Origin of the sequence: Streptomyces sp. NPDC001594 (assembly GCF_042893675.1) — a bacterium.
Lineage (GTDB): Bacteria > Actinomycetota > Actinomycetes > Streptomycetales > Streptomycetaceae > Streptomyces.
In genome coordinates, this window is sequence record NZ_JBIAVB010000007.1 from 335,337 (window position 1) to 350,681 (window position 15,345).

A 15,345-nucleotide genomic window follows, 5' to 3' on the forward strand; every position below is an offset into this window, starting at 1 on the left:
CGGCTCAGGGAACTCGGCTACCAGCCCGTCCTCGCCCGCCGGATGGGCGGCTTCGGCAACTTCGCCATCAGCTTCTCGGTCATATCCGTGCTGTCCGGCTGCATGACCCTGTACGGCTTCGGCCTGGGCACCGGCGGCCCGGCCGTCATGCTGTGGGGCTGGGTCGGCGTGGGCCTGTTCGTCCTGTGCGTGGGCCTCGCCCTGGCCGAGGTGACCAGCGCCTACCCCACCTCCGGGGCGCTCTACTACATGGCCGACCGGCTCGGCGGCCGCCGCTGGGGCTGGTACACGGGCTGGCTGAACCTGCTCGGGCTGCTCGGCGCCATCGCCGGCATCGACTACGGCGCCGCCCTGTTCACCGGCGCCTTCCTGAACCTCCAGTTCGGGTTCGAGCCCACCGCCGGCTCGACCTTCCTGATCTTCCTGGCGATCCTGCTGCTGCACGCCGTGCTCAACCTCTTCGGCGTCCGCCTGGTGAGCGTGCTCAACTCCGTCAGCGTCTGGTGGCACCTGGGCGGCGTCGCGCTGATCGTCGGCGCCCTGGCCTTCGTCCCCGACCACCACCAGTCGGTCTCGTTCGTCTTCACCAAGTTCGTCAACGACACCGGCTGGAACAGCCCGCTCTACGTGGCCGCCGTCGGCCTCCTGCTCGCGCAGTACACGTTCTCCGGCTACGACGCCTCCGCGCACCTCTCGGAGGAGACATCCAACGCCTCCGTCTCCGCGGCCAAGGGCATCGTCCGGGCCATCTGGGCCTCCTGGCTCGCCGGGTTCGCGCTGCTGGCGGGGCTCACCTTCGCCATCCAGGACTACGCGGCCGTCGCGGGCAGCGCCACCGGCGTCCCGCCCGCCCAGATCTTCCTCGACGCCCTGGGCGCCGGCGGAGCCAAGGCCCTGCTGCTCGTCGTCATCGTGGCGCAGCTGTTCTGCGGCAACGCCGAGGTCGCCGCGGCCAGCCGGATGGTCTTCGCCTTCAGCCGTGACAACGCGCTCCCCGGCTCGGCCCTGTGGCGCAAGGTCAGCGGCCGCACCCAGACCCCGGTCCCGGCGGTCTGGCTCTCGGTCGCCGTGGCCGGCGTCCTCGCCCTGCCCTCGCTGTGGTCCGCGACCGCGTACGGCGCCGTGACGGCCATCAACGTCATCGGCATCACCCCGGCCTACGCGATCCCGATCTACCTGCGGCTGCGCGCCGGCGACCGGTTCGAGCCCGGCCCCTGGAGCCTGGGCCGCTGGAGCCGGCCGATCGGCTGGATCGCGGTCGTGTGGGTGGCCGTGGTCACCGTCCTGTTCTGCCTGCCGCAGAAGTCCCCGGTGACGGTCGAGTCGATGAACTACGCGGTGATCGCGCTGGCGGTCGTCCTGGTCCTCGCGAGCGTCTGGTGGTACGCGGCCCGCCGCTCGTACAGCACCCCGGCCGCCTACGGCACCGCCCGCGAGCAGGCGGACATCGCGGAGGGCATCGTCTGATCCCCCCGTAGGTCCCCCACGTACGCCCCGGCGCCTTCCGCGCCGGGGCGTACGTGCGCGGGCGACGGCCCGCGCGGGCCTCACGGTGGCGGACCGGGGGTTTCCGGGCCTTCGTCCGCCAGGGGCATGAAGCCGATGCACTCCACGTCGATCTGGTCGGCCAGTTCCACCAGCACGTTGGCCAGGCCCAGGGTCGTGCCCGGGTCGAGCTCGGTCTCCTCGTCGTACACCGAGTGCAGCCAGCCGCCCGCGAGGCGCCGCAGCAGGGCCGTGACCTCGTCGGCGGGGATCAGCAGTCCACCGTCCGCCACCGAGACCAGGGGTACGTACGCGTTCATGGCGACACCTCCTCCGCTGCGTCGTTTCAACTGTCGGGGGCGGCCGCCGCGATCGCGGCGAGCGCCGAGCCCGGGTCCTGTTCGACCACCAGGTCGCCCAGGGTGACCACGCCGACGAGACCGCCGTCGCCGGTGACCACCGGCAGGCGGCGCAGGGCCTTGCGCCGCATGAGGGCGAGGGCCTCGTCGACCCCGTCGTCGGGGCCGACGGTGACCGGGTCGGTGGTGCAGACGGCCTGCACCGGGGTTTCGGACGGGTCCCGGTCGTCGGCCATGGCCCGGACGACGAGGTCCCGGTCGGTCAGGATGCCGCGGAGCCGGCCCGCGTCGACGACGAGGACGTCGCCGATGTCGGCGTCCCGCATCACCCTCGCCGCCTCGGCGAGCGAGGTCGTCTTCTCGACGGTCACCGGGTTCTTGGTCATCACCTCGCGCACACGACGGGCCATGGCTCCTCCCACGGTCGGACGGGGTCCCCAGCAGGCGGCTACCCGCCCCGGGCCGGGGCAATCTCCCTTCGCGCCGGGCGCGGGCGGCGGGCTCAGACGGCGGGGGCCGGGAGGGCTGCGTCCAGGCGGCCGAGCGCGGCCCGGCGCTGGACCAGGGCCAGGCCCGCCACTCCGGCGCCGAGGGCCAGCCAGCCCGCCGGGCCCGCGGCCATGACGGCGCCGGTCAGCAGCAGCGGTCCGACGGCCTTCTGGGCGGACGGGGAGATCCCGGCCACCCCCAGGTAGGAGGCGCGTGCCTGCTGCGGCGCGAGCGAGACGGCCAGTTCCCAGGAGCACACCGAGCGCACCAGCTCGGCGGCGGTGACCAGGGCCGCGGCGCCGAGCAGGGTGGCGGTGGCGGCCCAGGGGGCGTGGGCGGGGGTGAGCGCGAGGAGGGCGCAGGCGGCGAACAGGAAGAGGCCGTACCAGCCGACGGCGCCGGCCGCCTGGCGGGCGGTGCCCACCTTCGCGGAGACGGCGAGCTGGAGGACCACGACGAGCACGGTGTTGAGGGCGAGGAAGGCCGGGACGACGGCGTGCGGGGCGTCGGTGTGGTGGACGAGCCACAGGGGCAGGCCGACGTTCAGGAGCGAGTCGTCCAGGTTGAGCGGCATGTCCAGCAGGACGAAGCGGAGGTAGCCGCGGTCCCGCCAGGGGCTCCGGCGGGCGGCGGAGGGCGTGGCCCCGGGCCCCGCCCCGCCCTCTCCCTCCGGGCCCTCTCCCTCCGGGCCGGCCGCGGCGATCAGGCGGCCGTGGCCGTGCGGTTCCCGGGTGCGCCAGACCAGGACCGAGGCGACCAGGAAGGACAGGGCGTTGCCGAGGATGAGGACCTCGTAGGCGCCCCGGGTGCCCACGGCGAGGCCGATGGCGGCGATGCCCGCGCCGACGGCGTACCCCGCGTTGGCGGCGCTGCGCGACAGGGCCTGGTAAGTGGCGCGGCGTTCGCCCGCCACCCGGGTGGCGAACAGCATCTCGAGGGTCTTGGCCGCGCGGTCGCCGAGGTGGGTGAGGGCGACGATGAGCAGGAGCAGCTCGAAGCGGGTGACGACGAGCATCGCGAAGAGGGCGGCGAGCCGCAGCAGGTGGCAGGCGATCAGGAGGGGGCGTACGGGGTACCGGTCGGCCAGGTGGCCGGCGAGCGGGGAGCCCGCGATGCCGGCGACGGCGCCGATGCCGAGCATGAGGCCGAGGCGTCCGGCGTCGAGGCCGACGACGAAGGTGAAGAAGAGGACCGAGGAGGCGGCCCAGACGCCCGTTCCGGTGCGGTCGAGGAGCTGGCCGAGGAGCATGATCCGGGCGTCGCGGCCCCCGGGTGGCCGCCGCAGCTGCCCGATCAGACCACGCGGCCCCCCGCCGCCTTCCCCGCCGGCCCCCGAGCCCGCGCGGCCGACCCGATCCGCGCGGGCAGCCGGACCCGCGCAGGCAGCCCGGGCAGCCGGGTCCGCGACCGGACCGCTGGGCGCCTGCCCGGACGGGCCAGTGAGCGCCTGGCCGGCCGCGCCGCTGGGCGCCTGCCCGGACGGGCCGGTGAGCCCCTGGCCGGCCGGGCCGCTGGGCGCCTGCCCGGGCGGGCCGCTGGGCGCCTGCCCGGGCGGGCCAGTGAGCGCCTGGCCGGGCGGGCCGCTGGGCCCCTGGCCGGCCGGGCCGCTGGGCGCATGCCCGGACGGGCCGCTGGGCCCCTGGCCGGCCGGGCCGCTGGGCGCCTGCCCGGACGGGCCCGTGGGCGCCTGGCCGGGCGGGACAGTGAGCGCCTGCGCGACCGGATCGGTAAGTGCCCGACCGGCCGGGCCGGGGGCGGCCGGGCCGGCCGGGCCGGGGGACGGGGTGGGGGCGCCGTTGTCGGCCGTGCCCTCGCTCTTGTGGTGACCTGCCGTGCCGCGCCGCCCCATGCCGGGCCTCCGCCTTCCCCCGTCCGGAAGTATCTCGATGTCGAGATACCGCGACGTAGCCTGCCCCCTCCACTATCTCGACGTCAAGATATTTCGAGCGCGGGCCCAGCGCCCCCGCCGCGGGGCCCCTAGCGCGCCGGCAGGGTCGCGGCCACCCCCGCCGGGACCGGGGCGAGCCCCGCCGGGCGGGTGGTGAAAGTGCCGCGCCCCTGGGTGCGGCCGCGCAGGCGGGACGCGTAGCCGAAGAGCTCGGCCAGCGGCACCGTCGCCGTCACCACCGAGGTCCCGGCCCGGCCGGTCGAGCCCGTGACCCGGCCGCGCCGGGCGGCGAGGTCGCCGAGGACCGCGCCGACGGACTCGTCCGGGACGGTCACGGTGACCTCCGCGACCGGCTCCAGGAGCTCCAGCGTGCTCACCCGCAGGGCCTCCCGCAGCGCGAACCGGCCGGCCGCGCGGAAGGCGAGCTCCGAGGAGTCCTTGGAGTGGGTCGCCCCGTCGGTGAGGACGACCCGCAGCCCGGTCACCGGGTGCCCGCCGAGCGGCCCCTCGGCCAGGGCGTCCCGGCAGCCGGCCTCCACCGCCCGCGCGTACTCCGCCGGAACCCGGCCCCCGACGACCGTCGAACGGAACGCGAAGCCCGGCTCGCCCAGCGGCTCGACGTCGATCACCACATGGGCGAACTGGCCCGCCCCGCCGTCCTGTTTGACGTGCCGGTGGACCAGGCCGCGCACCCCGGCCACCACGGTCTCCCGGTAGGAGACCCGGGGACGACCCACGACGACCTCCACACCCTGGTCCCGGCGGATCTTCTCCACCGCGACCTCCAGATGGAGCTCACCCAGCCCCGACAGCACGGTCTGCCCGGTCTCCGCGTCCGTCCGGACCACCAGCGAGGGGTCCTCCTCGGCGATCCGGGCCAGCGCGGCGGAGAGCCGGCCGGTGTCGGTGCTGCGGCCCGCCTCGACCGCCACCGACACCACCGGGTCGGCCACGGACGGCGGTTCGAGGAGCAGCGGGGCCCCCGGCGCGCACAAGGTGCTGCCGGCCCGGGCCGCCTTCGGCCCGATCACGGCCACGATGTCACCGGCCACCGCCTCCTCCCGTTCCTCGTGCCGGTCGGCCTGCACCCGCAGGATCCGCCCGATCCGCTCCGTCCTGCCCGTACCGGGGTCCAGTACGGTGTCGCCCTTGCGCAGGGTGCCCGCGTAGAGGCGCACGTACGTCAGCCGTCCGGTCGGCGTCACCGTCACCTTGAAGGCGAGCGCCGCCAGCGGCTCGGCCGGGTCGGCGGGGCGGCCCTGCACGGCCGGCATGTCGGCCGGCGACGGCAGGTACGCCACCACCGCGTCCAGCAGCGGCTCGATCCCGCGGTTGCGGTACGCGGAACCGCACAGCACCACGACGCCGTCCCCCGCGAGCGTCAGTTCGCGCAGGGCCCGGACCAGCGTCGGCTCGGCGAGGGAGCCCGTCGCGCAGAACTCCTCCAGGGCCTCCGCGTGGAGTTCGGCCACCGTCTCCTCCAGGAGGCGGCGCCGCCGCGACGCCTCCTCCAGCAGCGCCTCGGGGACGGGCGCGGTCTCGTACGAGTCGGCGCCCGCGCCCCACAGCAGGGCGCGCATCCGCAGCAGGTCGACGACGCCGGTGAAGGCGTCCTCGCGGCCCACGGGCAGCTGGACGACCAGCGGGACGACGCCGAGCCGGTCCCGGAGGGAGGCGACCGCGGTGTCGAGGTCGGCGCCCGCACGGTCCAGCTTGTTGACGAACGCGATCCGCGGAACGCCGTGCCGGTCGGCCTGCCGCCACACCGACTCGCTCTGCGGCTCGACCCCGGCGACGGCGTCGAACACCGCGACGGCCCCGTCGAGGACGCGCAGGGAACGCTCGACCTCGTCGGCGAAGTCGACGTGGCCGGGGGTGTCGATCAGGTTGACCCGGTGTCCGGCCCAGGCGCAGCTGACGGCCGCGGCGAAGATGGTGATGCCGCGTGCGCGTTCCTGGGCGTCGAAGTCGGTGACGGTGGTTCCGTCGTGGACCTCTCCGCGCTTGTGGATGGTGCCGGTGGCGAACAGGATCCGTTCGGTGACGGTCGTCTTGCCCGCGTCCACGTGGGCGAGGATGCCGAGGTTGCGGACGGCGGCGAGGGGGTCGGTGTGGGTGCGAGTGCGCATGGCCCGGGGCCTTTCGGATGCCGAGGATCTTGGGTGGGGCAGCGCGATTCCCGTGGGCGACGAGCGCCGGTGCGAGGTCGGGACCGCCGTACGCGCGCCCTGCTTCGGGGCGGGCGTACGGGCCTCACGGGCGTACGGTGACAGCCGCGCAGCTGTTACCGCGCGGCGCGGGACACCGGGATCACGTCGTACCGGACCGGGGGAACGAGGGCGGTGGCGGTGTGCGTGCGCATGGCCCTGTTCCCCTTCTCTTCGTCCGACGGCATGAGGCGGGCGGCCGGTTCGGCGGCGCGCACGGCGAGTGTAGGCAGGGCGCGCCGCCGGGGGCACCGGATTTTCGCGGCCCCGGACGAGAAGGCGCGCCGGGGATGCAAATTGACGCTGCCTCAGGTGCCGTCGGGGGCGGCATTTTCCAGGTCGGTGGCGGGGTGCGGTGAAGTGATGTGCCACAGGCCCGGGTCGGACCTTCTCGCGGACCAGTCGCCGGGAAGGGGCGGTGGACCGGGGAACTTGACGCCGGTGAACTCCGTTCGGGCGTTGAAGACCGTACCGTCGAAGGTGAGTCCGGCCCGGAAGGTGGAGTCCGCGACGGAGACGGTGCCGTCGAAGACCGCGCCGTCGAAGCCGGTGTCGGTCACGAACTCGGTGCGCAGGAAGCTCGCCGACCCGCGGAACAGCGCACCGGCGAAGTCGCTCGGCCCGTTCTCGACCGTCATGTCACGCCACAGGAGTGAGCCGGAGAAGACCGCGCCGTCGAAGGACACGCCACCGGCGCACACGGTGCTCGCGAAGGAGGTGCGGCCGTCGAAGGCGGCTCCGGAGAAGACGGCGGCCTCCTCGAACGCCCCCATGGAGAAGCTCGCCGTCCCCCTGAAGACAGTGGAGTCGAAGCCGGCCGGGCCGTTGAAGCGAGCGGCCCGGAACAGGGCGGTCCCCTCGCACAGCGCGTGGTCGAAGACCGCCGACGCCCTGAAGCGGGTGTCGGCCACCGACAGGGAGCCACTCCACACGGCGTGCTCGAACCGCACGGGCCCGGCCAGGGTGGAGTCCTCCAGCAGCGTCGAAACCTCGGACCGCATGTGCCGGAAGTCGGCCTCCCCCTCCACGGTCACCCGCCGCAGCCGGTGGAAGTCCCCCATCAGGGCGCTGTGGAAGGAGACGTCTCCCCTCCAGGTGACCTGCGTGAAGTGCGCCCCCCGGCGGAAGACCGCCCGGCGGAAGCCGGCCCGGCCCTCGAACCTGCTGTACGGGAACCCCACCGTGTCCTCGAAGACGGCCCGGTCGAAGGAGGCGTCCGCACGGAACACCGACCCCGAGAAGTCCACCGGGCCGGCGAAGGCGGCGTCCGAGAAGTCGGCGGTCCCGGTGAACACCACCCCCTCCTCCTCCCAGCCGTCCACGAAGCGCGCCTGCGCGAAGGCCGCCGCGCCGAGCGTGATCTGACCCGTGCCCGGCTCCCGCACCGCGTCGAGGACCCGGCGCACCAGGGCCTGGGTGAGCGGGATCCCCCGGAAGTCGACGGACGAGCCCGGACCGAGGGCGCCCAGCACCGCTTCCTGCTCCCTTCGCGGCAGGTGCGCCAGGCAGGCGCCGCGGTCCGGCGCCCGGATGCCCGGGCAGCCCAGCGGGTCGGTGTCCGAGGCGCCGAAGCGGCACCGGAGCCAGCTGACCGTCCTGCCGCGCGCGGACTCGTCGGCCTCCGTCAGCAGTTCCGCCAGCTGCCGGGGGCCAGCCTCGTACACCCAGGCCCCGGCACCGTCCCCCAGCGGGGTGAGCACGCTCAGCGCGGTCGGGCCGAGCAGTGCGCCGAGTTCCTCGTACAGGCGCTGGGAGAGGACGAGCAGGAGGCGCCCGGTCCGGCCCCGCCGGGCGCTCCGCAGCCGCTCCCCGATCAGGTCGTGGTCGACCAGCCGTTCCGGTTCCGGCAGTGGATGCTCCGGGTCCCTGGTGCCCAGCACCAGGGCGAGCGGCGGCGAGACGCCCTGCCCGGGCCCGTCCCCGTACCGGGCCAGCGTCGCCGGCAGTGCCGCGAGCAGCCGCCCCGCGCGGCCGAGGGCTCCGGGGTCGTCCAGGAGCACGTGCAGGGTCCTCGAACCCTCTCCGCCGACCGGGATGCCCCGGACCTGGGCGTCCGTCAGCAGCCGGGCCAGGAGGTCGCGCAGCTCCGCCCCGGCCGAGCTGCCGCGCGGCACGGCGCCCTGGCCCACCCGTACGTCCACGGTCACCTGCGGACCGCCCGGGGCGGCGCCGCCCCGGTACGGGGCCGCCGCCGGGTGGCCGTCCAGCGCCGCGCGGAAGGCGGGCTGGTCCAGCAGGGCGGCGGCCTTCAGGAACACCAGGCGGTCGCGGTGCACGGTGTGCACGACTCCGAGCAGCCGGCCGCCGTGGGACACCGGGGCGCCGACGAAGTGGGTCCAGGGGTCCGGATCCGGGGAGAGCCGGACCAGTTCCCCGTTGGCCGCCCCGCCGTCGCGGACCAGGCTTGCGGTCAGCGCGGCCGGCGCTCCCTCCTCCGTCGCCCCGTCCACGCGGACGCGCTCCCCGGCGCCGGCCGGGTTCGTCCCCCACGGCTGGGGGACGAAACCCGCCGGGTCGACCAGGTCGGCCTCACTCTCCAGCAGCAGGACGGGCGGGCTCGCGTCGTCCCACCACACCGGCCGGCAGGGTAACTCCCGGCCGCCCGCCCTGACCCATGCGGCCGTCTCCCCCGGGCGCGAGGTCTGCCCGACGGTGAGCACCAGCCTCGGCGCGAGCAGGACCCCGACCTCCCCGGCCTCCCCGGGCTCCCTGTACGGCTCGAAACCGACCCGGACCACCCGGCCGACCGAGCCCCGTTCCCGGGCCGAGCCCCGCTCCCCGGCGCCCCGTTCCCCGGCCGGGCCCCGTTCCGGCTCCGGCCCGCGTTCGGCGAACGGCAGCGCCCCCTCCGGGACCAGCCGCCGGCCCTCCGTCCCCGTGGTGACCCGGGTCGCGGAGAAGTCGGGGCCCGTGCCCCGGTTGCGGGACATGTACTCCCACACCCGGCGGCGCACCAGTTCCCGGACCGCCGCCACGTCCCCGCGCAACTGGGAGCCCAGCAGCACCTCCCGTACGCCCGGCAGGAACTCGAACTCGGCCTCCTCGGGGCGCTGTTGCCCCTGCCACGGGGCGAACAGCCCGCCGAGGGCCACCTCCGCCAGGTGGCCGTGTTCGGAGCCGCCCAGCAGGGAGCGGCGGACCAGGGTCATCACGGGCAGGGTCAGCGGTACGGCCGCCAGGTGGGCGGCGAGCCGCTGGGCGGTCGGGGAGGCGCCGGCCCGGAAGCGTTCCACCAGCTCCAGCGGGTCGGCCGCGCCCTGCGGCGGCGGGGCCTGCGGCGGAGCGGCGGCGGCGACGTCGAGCCGCAGGCAGGCGAGGCGGCGCCAGCGCCCGTCGCCGGACACCACCCGGACGAGACGGGCCAGGCTGCCGGAGGCGAGGCCGACGACGGGGACCACCGGCCCGCCGCCGCGGGCCCGCCGGGCGGCCGGGACCCGCTGCCAGGAGCGGGTGGCGGCGGCGGGCCGGTCGGAGCGGACGGCGAAGGGCACGGGCCGCACCGCGCCCCGGGTCCACAGCCGTTCGGGCAGGACGTTGAGCACGGCCACGGCGTTGTGGCTGCTCCAGTGCCGCAGGACCGCGCGCAGCGGGGCCTCCTGCCAGCCGCCCGCCACGGTGTCGGAGAGGACGAGGATCAGCCGCCGGCCGGCCGGGTCGGCGAGTTCGAGGGGGTTGCGGGGCGGCCCGTCGGGGCCCCGCGCGAGCTGGGGGGTGCCGCCCCGGCCGGTACCGCCCAGCTGCCAGGTGCGTACGTCGCGGAAGACCCCGCTGCGGGTGAGGACGCCGCGCAGTTCGGCGACGAGGTCGGCCCACAGCAGCATCGAGGGGTGGGCGTCGACGACCAGGGCCAGGTCCAGCCAGCGGCTCTCGGCGGGGCGCAGCACCGGGGTGGGGAGCATGGCCTCGATGCTGCGCTCGACGGTGAGCTGTTCGTCGAGCTCCTCGCCGGGGCCGCCGATGGAGCGGCGTCCGACGGGCCGCAGGGAGCGCATGAGGCCGAGCGGGTCGTCGAGGGAGGCCGTGCGGGGCAGGCGCAGGGGTACGCCGCGCCGGCCGGCCGCGCCGTCGGCGGGGCCGGCGGCCGGGCCGGGGCGGGCGGGGGCGGGGAACAGCCGGTCCGGGCCGGCGCCCGGTGCGGGAGCGGGTCCGGCAGGCGGTTCGGGCGGGGCGGGCGGCGGGGCGGGGGCTTCGGCGCCGTCGGCGGCCGGGGCGGACGCCCGGGTTCCGGCGGCGGCGGGGTCGACGCGGGCGGCCAGCCACAGGATGTCGGCGATCTCCTCGGCCCCGACGGCGGTGCGCGGGGCCGCGCCGGCCTCGGCGCCTTCGGCGAGGGCGGCGAGGAGCTCCTCGATCACGCGGTGGGCCCGGTCAGGTGCTGCATGACGGTGGCGAGGAAGCGGTCGCGGTCGGCGGGCGCCGACCAGGCTCCGGCGAGGCGCAGCTGGATGGCGTTGAGGAGCTGGTCGGTGGCGAGGTCTCCGTCGTCGGCGCGTTCGAGGAAGCTGTGGACGAGGTCCCGGTACTCGGCGCCGTCCGCCGCGGTGATGTCGATGCCGAGCCGTCCGCGCACGATCCTGGCCAGTTTCCCGGGGCCGGGGGCGTCCAGGTGGAGGCGGACGCACCGGCGCAGGAAGGCGGGCGGGAAGTCGCGTTCGCCGTTGCTGGTGAGGACGACGACGGGGAAGTAGCCGCACTGCACGCGGCCCTGGGTGACGGCGACCCCGGCGTCGGGGTCGTCGTCGGTGCCGATGGCGACGGTCGGCTCCTCCTTGGCGAGGCGGGCGAGTTCGGGGATGACGAACCCGCCGTCCTCGAAGACGGTGAGGAGGTCGCCGGGCAGGTCGATGTCGCTCTTGTCGATCTCGTCGATGAGCAGGACGCGCGGTCGGCGCTGGGGCAGCAGGGCGGTGCCGAGCGGGCCGAGGCGCAGGTAGCGGGCGATGGAGGGGGTGGGGGCGGCGGGGCCGGTGGCCGGGGCGCCCGGGAGGCGGACCTGTTCCAGTCCCGCTTCCTGGAGCCGGCCGATGGCGTCGTAGAGGTAGAGGCCGTCGCGCAGCACGGTGCGGCTGGTGATCGGCCAGTGCAGGACCGGGCCCAGGGCGAGGTCGGCGGCGATGCTGTAGGCGAGGGTGGACTTGCCGACGCCGGGCTTGCCGGTGACGAGCAGGGGGCGGCGCAGGTGGAGGGCGGTGTTGACGACGTCCTTCTCGGGTTCGTCGGGGACGTAGCCCTCGCCGCGCCGCCGGGTGCGTTCCCAGGCCTCCCCGGTACAGCCGGGCGGCGCGTACGCCGGGTCGGGGCGGCCGGTGAAGTCCCGCCAGGGCGGCGGCGGTCCGGCCTCCAGGCGGGCGCGCCGGTCCTCGCCCGGGCCCGCGCCCTGGTACAGCCACCAGTCCTTCGCCACTGCCTCTGCCTCCATCTGCGTCGCGTGGGGTCGTACGTGAACTCGTGCGTGAGATGCGTCAAGTCGGGGGTGAACGCGTCTGCCCAGCGGAGCCGTTCGGGCCACCGGGGGGTACGGGGCGGGGGGCGTCGGGATCACAGCAGGGACCGGAGGTCGATCGTGTCGTCGGGATCGTCCCACAACAGCACCAGCCGGTCTGCCCCTTCGGCCGCGCCCCCGGCGGCCGCCCGGCGCACTTCGCGCACGCGGGCGGGCAGTCCGAGCACCGCCGGTGCGCCCGGCAGGGCCTCGGGGGAGAGCCGGGCGGGCAGGCCACCGGCGGGTGCGCCGCCGCCGCGCTGCCAGACGGCGGCGGGGACGCCCCCTTCGAGGAGCGCTTCCAGCAGGGCCTCGTTGCGGGCCGCGGAGGCGTGCCCGAGGACGCAGGCGGGCGCGGTGCGGGCCCCCAGCTGCACTCCGAGCGCGTCGGTGACCTCCGGGTCCTCCACGACCCGTACGGTGTCCGGGTGGCGGCCGCCCTGGGCGTGCATCCAGCGCCATTTGGCCCGCCATTCGGTGCGGGTGTCCTCGCGTTCCTGCGGGCAGCGCACCACCACCTCGTAGAGCATGCCGAGGGGGCGGGTGCGGCCGCCTGGGCCGCGGGGGACGGGCCACTGGTCGAAGTCCGTCTCCAGCAGTTCGTACGGCACGTGGAACTCGATCCGCGCGATGCCCTCGGCGGGCTGCCCGGCGCCGTCCGCCCGCCCCGTCGCGGCGGCGGACAGGGCGAGCTGGCGCAGGAGTTCGGCGCGGACCACGGCCGGGGTGACCGGGTCTCCCTCCGACTCCCAGACGTGGCGGGTGTGTTCGCCGCGCAGCCACATCCGGGCGAGCAGGCCGTCCTCGCCGCCGGGCGGGGACTCCAGCCGGACGTGCAGGGCGGCCTGGCGGGCGGGGCCGGGCGGCGGGCGGAGCACGGGCAGGGCGAGGCGTCGGCGGGCGGCGCGGACCCACCGGGCGAGCCGGGCGGCCCAGACCGGGTCGCCGAGGCCGCCCGGGGTTGCGGCGGGGCGGGCGGCGCGGTCGGCGAGGTAGTGGACGAAGGGCACGGCCAGGGGCATGCCGCCGCGGCCGCCCTGGCGTTCGTCGAGGTCGGCGGCCAGGTCGAGGAGGCTGTCGGCGGGCAGCCCGTGGTGGACGGGGGCGGCGCAGCCGGCTTCCTTGAACGCCCACGCGTAGGCCTCGTAGGCGCAGCGCGGCAGGGCGCGGCCCTCGAACAGCTCGCCGAGTCCGTCCCAGCCGGTCTGGTCGAGGCGGGCGGCCCGGGGCAGGGCGGGCCCGAAGGGGCCGTCGTCGAGGAAGGAGCCGGCGTCCCAGTCCCGGTCGACGATGAACTGGGGCAGCTGCCAGCCCTCGCCGCGTTCGCGCAGTCCCTGGAAGGCGTGGTGGATGCGGCGGGCGGCCTCCGGTAGGCCGGTGACGCCCTCGCGCACGGACCGGTCGCCGAGTTCCGCGAGCAGGGCCTCGGTGAACCGGCCGGCGCCGCGTTCGGCGTCGTTCTGCGCGGCCTCGCCCTCGCGGGAGGCGTAGAGGCGGAACTGCCGCCGCCCGGGGACGGTGGCGCCGCCGCCGTAGTCGCTGCTGCCGAAGTTCCACCGGGTGTCCCGGGGTGCGTCGACCCGGCAGGCGTCCACCAGTGCGGCCTGGAGCGGGAACCTGCGGTGGGCGACCAGGTCGGTCTTCCACCAGCGCAGCGCGGAGTCGAGGTTGAGGTGGCGGATCTGGCCGGGTCCGGCGTCGGCGCAGGGCAGCATCAGCTCCCCGCCGCGCCCGAGGTAGCCGTGGCCGGCCCAGAAGATCCACAGCAGGTCGCCGTCGCACTGCGGGAGTTCTTCGAGCAGGGCGGATTTGGCGTTGGCCTCGGTGGCGGGCCGCCATGCCGCCCGCAGCTCGGCCAGGGCCGGGGAGGCCGTCCAGTCGAGCCGGCCGGGGTCGTCGAGCGGGGAGAGCAGCAGCCGGACGTTCGCCGCCGGTACCTGGCCGGGGCCGGTGAGCCAGTGGGCGAAGCGCAGGGCGTCGCGGGCGGGGCCGCGCAGGTTCCAGTGGTGGCTGATGCCGTACCGCTCGACCCCGGCGACGAGGGCGAAGGTGCGCCGGGGTACCAGGGCGTCGGGTAAGTCCATCGTGGGGGGCGGGAGTTCCAGGTCGGTGTCCGGCCGGAGTCCGGGGTGGGTCACCCGATGCCCGCTTCGGCCACCGCCCGTTCGATGCGCTCGTAGAGGGACCGCTGTTTCCAGTAGGCGCTGTGGGAGGCGGGGAACGGCTGGCGGCTGCGGATCTCGTGGTCGGTGACGCGGGGGTCGCCGGGGAAGACGGGCCCGGCGACGTAGGACAGGACGTCCTGGCGGTCGTACACGTTGAGCCAGCGCGGGAAGCCGTACGGGAGGGCGCTGCCGGACGGGAGGGCGGTGAGGGCGCCCAGTTCGTACAGGTACGGGGCCTGCGAGCCGACGGTGACCAGGAGTTCGGCGCCGGGCACGGGCCCGCCGGTGGCGGCCTCCAGGGCGAGCAGGTCGACCAGGGCGATGCCGCCGAGGCTGTGGCCGATGAGGACGGTCGGGCCCGGTTCGGCGGTGATGCCGGCGTGCAGGAAGGAACGCAGTTCGGTGCCGCGGGCCTGGTAGCGCAGGATGTCGCCGAGGGCGGGGGTGGCGCCGGCGGTGAGGGAGCCGCGCCAGGCGTTGAGCAGCGGCTGGGTGGAGACGCGCAGGGCGAGCCGGCCGAGGAGGGCGGCCGCGCGGGCGCCGGGGACCCGGGCGCCGCCGCCGAGGCGGGCGGTGAGCAGTTCGACGAGCCGGTCGCGTTCGGCGGCGGTGCAGTCGGCGTCGGTCCCGGCGGTGGCGAGGGCTCCGGCGGTGACGGACCGGGCGAGGGCGGTGGCCAGCTCGCGGGCCTGTGGTTCGGCGGTGGCGCGGGCCCCGGCGCGGGCGGCCTCGGCGGAGCCGGCGGCGGCCCGCAGGGCGGGGCGGAACCCGGGGGCGAGGCCGGTGCCGTCCAGCAGGGCGCGGAGCTCGCCGCCCTCGCCGCGGGGGCCGTAGGGGGCTTCGGCGAAGCGGTGCAGCAGGTCCAGGACGCGGGTTCCGGCGGGCTGGACACCGGGCAGGGCGAAGGGGTCGCCCCCGGCGTCGGAGCCCGCCCCGGGGCCGCGGGTGTCCCAGCCGGCCTCCGCAAGGACCCGGAGTTCGCACAGCGGGTCGGCGAGCAGCAGGCCCCATTCGGCGGTCTCGGTGTCGGCCGCGTCGGCGTGCGCGGCCGCGGCGGTGCGCGGTCCCGGGACGGAGCGGCCGCCGGAGCCGAGGGCGGCTCCGAAGCGCTCGCCCCAGAAGCAGGAGTCGACGGCGGCGCCGGGGAAGCGCTCGGTGAGCCGTTCGCGCACCAGCGCGAAGAGGGTGTCGTGCCGGTCGCGCCGAACTCCCGTGCCGTGAACGAACAGAAACCGCATCGCCGTACCGCCCCCTCGTCCGCCGGCCCGTC

At 76.3% G+C, this 15,345-nt stretch carries 10 protein-coding genes; 1 reads left to right on the forward strand and 9 read right to left on the reverse strand.

Going from position 1 to position 15,345, the window contains the following annotated elements:
* Window positions 1-42: 42 nt before the first annotated feature.
* Complete coding sequence (locus ACFY0O_RS17235; RefSeq protein WP_388947537.1) at window positions 43-1,467, forward strand: amino acid permease; 1,425 nt, start codon at window positions 43-45, stop codon at window positions 1,465-1,467.
* Between the two features lie 80 nt (window positions 1,468-1,547).
* Here ACFY0O_RS17235 and ACFY0O_RS17240 read toward each other — a convergent pair whose 3' ends face one another.
* From ACFY0O_RS17240 to ACFY0O_RS17280, 9 genes are all read right to left on the reverse strand, one after another.
* The gene (locus ACFY0O_RS17240) at window positions 1,548-1,805 is read right to left on the reverse strand and encodes a DUF6213 family protein (protein ID WP_388947496.1); all 258 of its coding nucleotides are present in this window, start codon (window positions 1,803-1,805) and stop codon (window positions 1,548-1,550) included.
* Between the two features lie 26 nt (window positions 1,806-1,831).
* The gene (locus ACFY0O_RS17245) at window positions 1,832-2,254 is read right to left on the reverse strand and encodes a CBS domain-containing protein (protein ID WP_388947497.1); all 423 of its coding nucleotides are present in this window, start codon (window positions 2,252-2,254) and stop codon (window positions 1,832-1,834) included.
* 92 nt (window positions 2,255-2,346) lie between these two features.
* On the reverse strand, window positions 2,347-3,630 hold the full coding sequence (locus ACFY0O_RS17250; protein WP_388947538.1) for an MFS transporter: 1,284 nt from the start codon (window positions 3,628-3,630) through the stop codon (window positions 2,347-2,349).
* A 680-nt stretch (window positions 3,631-4,310) separates the two neighbouring features.
* Complete coding sequence (gene fusA, locus ACFY0O_RS17255) at window positions 4,311-6,350, reverse strand: elongation factor G (RefSeq protein WP_388947498.1); 2,040 nt, start codon at window positions 6,348-6,350, stop codon at window positions 4,311-4,313.
* Between the two features lie 155 nt (window positions 6,351-6,505).
* The gene (locus ACFY0O_RS17260; protein WP_388947499.1) at window positions 6,506-6,646 is read right to left on the reverse strand and encodes a hypothetical protein; all 141 of its coding nucleotides are present in this window, start codon (window positions 6,644-6,646) and stop codon (window positions 6,506-6,508) included.
* Window positions 6,647-6,736: 90 nt separating this feature from the next.
* Window positions 6,737-10,783 carry an SAV_2336 N-terminal domain-related protein gene (locus ACFY0O_RS17265; protein WP_388947500.1) on the reverse strand — a complete coding sequence of 1,349 codons (4,047 nt, stop codon included), beginning with the start codon at window positions 10,781-10,783 and terminating at the stop codon, window positions 6,737-6,739.
* Entirely contained in the window at window positions 10,780-11,847 is a 1,068-nt protein-coding gene (locus ACFY0O_RS17270; protein ID WP_388947501.1) for an AAA family ATPase, read from the reverse strand. Before ACFY0O_RS17270 ends, ACFY0O_RS17265 begins: the two co-directional genes overlap by 4 nt.
* A gap of 119 nt (window positions 11,848-11,966) precedes the next feature.
* Complete coding sequence (locus tag ACFY0O_RS17275; protein WP_388947502.1) at window positions 11,967-14,048, reverse strand: hypothetical protein; 2,082 nt, start codon at window positions 14,046-14,048, stop codon at window positions 11,967-11,969.
* The gene (locus ACFY0O_RS17280; RefSeq protein WP_388947503.1) at window positions 14,045-15,313 is read right to left on the reverse strand and encodes a hypothetical protein; all 1,269 of its coding nucleotides are present in this window, start codon (window positions 15,311-15,313) and stop codon (window positions 14,045-14,047) included. Before ACFY0O_RS17280 ends, ACFY0O_RS17275 begins: the two co-directional genes overlap by 4 nt.
* Window positions 15,314-15,345: the final 32 nt, after the last annotated feature.

What these genes read in the sequence shown, in the direction of transcription:
- ACFY0O_RS17235 (WP_388947537.1), top strand. Translation starts at nt 43, where the DNA reads ATGGGCGGCTTCGGCAACTTCGCCATCAGCTTCTCGGTCATATCCGTG.
- ACFY0O_RS17240 (WP_388947496.1), bottom strand. Translation starts at nt 1,805, where the DNA reads ATGAACGCGTACGTACCCCTGGTCTCGGTGGCGGACGGTGGACTGCTG.
- fusA (WP_388947498.1), bottom strand. Translation starts at nt 6,350, where the DNA reads ATGCGCACTCGCACCCACACCGACCCCCTCGCCGCCGTCCGCAACCTC.
- ACFY0O_RS17280 (WP_388947503.1), bottom strand. Translation starts at nt 15,313, where the DNA reads ATGCGGTTTCTGTTCGTTCACGGCACGGGAGTTCGGCGCGACCGGCAC.
- ACFY0O_RS17270 (WP_388947501.1), bottom strand. Translation starts at nt 11,847, where the DNA reads ATGGAGGCAGAGGCAGTGGCGAAGGACTGGTGGCTGTACCAGGGCGCG.
- ACFY0O_RS17245 (WP_388947497.1), bottom strand. Translation starts at nt 2,254, where the DNA reads ATGGCCCGTCGTGTGCGCGAGGTGATGACCAAGAACCCGGTGACCGTC.